Below are 2,586 nucleotides of genomic sequence, written 5' to 3'. Positions count from 1 at the left end.
AGGGCCACTCGGCCTCCAAGGCGGCATGAGCACCAACCGGACTATAGCTTAACCCCGCCGCCAACCTGTCCAACCAAGCCGGACCACCTCATTTCCAATACTTCATCCTGGGTCTAATCCAGGGCGTATCTCCGCCTCGTAACGCCGCTTTGCGTCGTATCCCCATACTCCAGTGTCATTTTCTCCCTAGCACCCTTTAGATGTAAGCTAATGCCGATAGGGCAGCATTAGCCATTCTGCCAGTGCGGACTTCTTAATCTTAACTTTAAATTTATTCCATACCGTCATAGTCTAGTATAACACAAACTGGTCCGCTCAACTAAAATTTATTTTTCAATTTCTATTTAAACAATTCTTTAACTGCAAAAAAATATGTTCTTAAACTACTAAGACAAACAAAAATACACTGTCCATGGCACGAATCGAAACAATATTGCAACCTAGTTTCAGATTAAAATCACAAGTTTAGTAAATATTTTTCGTAAAAATTGGCACATTCTTTTACATTTTTTTATTAAAAGATATTCTGCAAAAAATCATCCCACTTGGGAAGGCGCGCCCGAATGGGATGATTTAGGGATAAAAGAATGATAGCACTATTATTTATAGTGCAATATCATTCTGTTTCCAATGCTGCAACGGGAAAAATATAATGTTTGGAAATATTGTATAAACAAATTGACTGTTTAATTTGTAAGAACTTTAGCATCACTAACATAAATATAAAAAAGAATGCATTTATACGCATATCGCAAAGAAATCGGCTCAAAATGACCTCTAATGCAAAAAACTTTGTTTACTGCAAATTGATTAACGGTAGAATTGAGCGCAACTAAATGAAAATTTTAAAGGAGGAAAAATGAAAAATCAGAAATGTACAAAAAATCTAACATTGCGAACTGATGAATTGTTGCATGGCAAAATAATGGAATTCGCCAAAAGTTATAATTTGTCAATTTCATCAGCCATCAGATTCTTGATTGTTACAGGACTCATGGAAGTTGCATCAAAAAGCAGTTAATAGGAGAATAAAAGGATGATAGCTCAAAACGTAGATAATATTAAACAATTTTTTAAAAAAATATTACCAAAAAATTCAGAAAATTACTATATAACCATTTCAACTAAAAGTAAAGAAACTCAAATGGTCACGAATAAGTCATTTCACATAAATGAAATAGATAAAATTGCAAAGTATTGCATTGACAGTAATAAACTATGCCATGTGTATTTTGGTCTTGGACTATTATCTAGTCCCACTAAAGACAACAAACGGGCAACAAACGACACAGTTTCATGTTTAACTGGATTTTGGACAGATATTGACTATGGAAATGAAGGACATAGCAAAAACAATTTACCCACAACATATGATGATGCGATATTATTATTAGATACAATAGAAAAACCTTCCATCATAGTTTCTACTGGGGGAGGAATTCATGCCTATTGGATATTCAATGAGCCAATCATAATCGATGATAATAACAGAGATTATATTACAAACTCATTAAAATGTTTTCAAAACAATATAATGCTGAATGGCATAAGTCACGAATGGGCTGTTGATAATACAGCTAACCTTGCTCAAATGTTACGCGTTCCAGAAACAATCAACCACAAATACAACAAATTAACATCAATTGTTGAAGCAACTGATATTAAATATAATGCTAAAGTGTTTTGCAATAATTACACTGATAAATTTAGTGAATGTAAAATGCAAAATAATAATTATGACAAAGAAGAAATCGCCATCACTGATTATATTGCTGATATTTGTGACTACAATTCGATATCAGAATATTTCTTACTTAAAACAGGATGTAAGTGGATAAATTATTGCGAAACAAATTCCTATAATTTATCAGAACCGGAATGGTACGCAATGCTTTCTATTGTTTCAAGAATAGATAGCGGTAGACAACATTGTCACGATATTTCAAAAAATTATTCAAACTATAGCTACGACGAAACAGAAAATAAAATCCAACAAGCCAAAGAAAAAGGAGGACCATTCACATGCACATACATCAAGAACACTTTTGAAAACAATGTATGTAAAAATTGTCCATTTAACAATCTAATTTCAAGCCCAATACAACTAAGTAAAAAAAACGTTCTAAATTTAAATCGTTCAAAATTTATTGAATTTAACAGCGAACATGCTGCAATTTCAATTGCTGGTAAATCGTTAATTATTAATTACAATGAGATAGATCAACTAAGTGGACTTAAAACTTTTAGTTTATCTTCATATGATGATTTCAATAAAAGATATTTACCTATACATGGCAAATGCATAAACAAAAAAGGAGAAATTATTGAGGATAAATTTACAAAATTATGGCTAAATAGTAGTTACAGAAAAGATTTTCCAAATGGTATTATTTTTTCCCCGACAGAAGATATCAAAGGTACATACAATTTATGGCAAGGATTTGCGGTACAACCAAAAGAAACAGGTGATTGGTCATTATATAAAAATCACATTATGGAAGTAATTTGCGACAATAAACCAGAAATTTATAATTATGTATTTGCTTGGATGGCTAATATTGTACAAAACCTTGGTAAAAATAGATC

1 protein-coding gene is annotated in these 2,586 nt (G+C 31.9%); it reads left to right on the top strand.

The genetic code is table 11. From position 1 onward, the window contains the following. Positions 1-1,036 precede the first annotated feature (1,036 nt). Positions 1,037-2,586 (top strand): hypothetical protein (locus Q368_RS26390; RefSeq protein ID WP_156955904.1); only part of this gene is annotated, 1,550 nt, incomplete at its 3' end.

Origin of the sequence: Solidesulfovibrio alcoholivorans DSM 5433, from assembly GCF_000702665.1 — a bacterium.
Taxonomy (GTDB): domain Bacteria; phylum Desulfobacterota; class Desulfovibrionia; order Desulfovibrionales; family Desulfovibrionaceae; genus Solidesulfovibrio; species Solidesulfovibrio alcoholivorans.
Note: the sequence above shows the minus strand (reverse complement) of the source record. Positions and strands in the feature narration are given on the sequence as shown.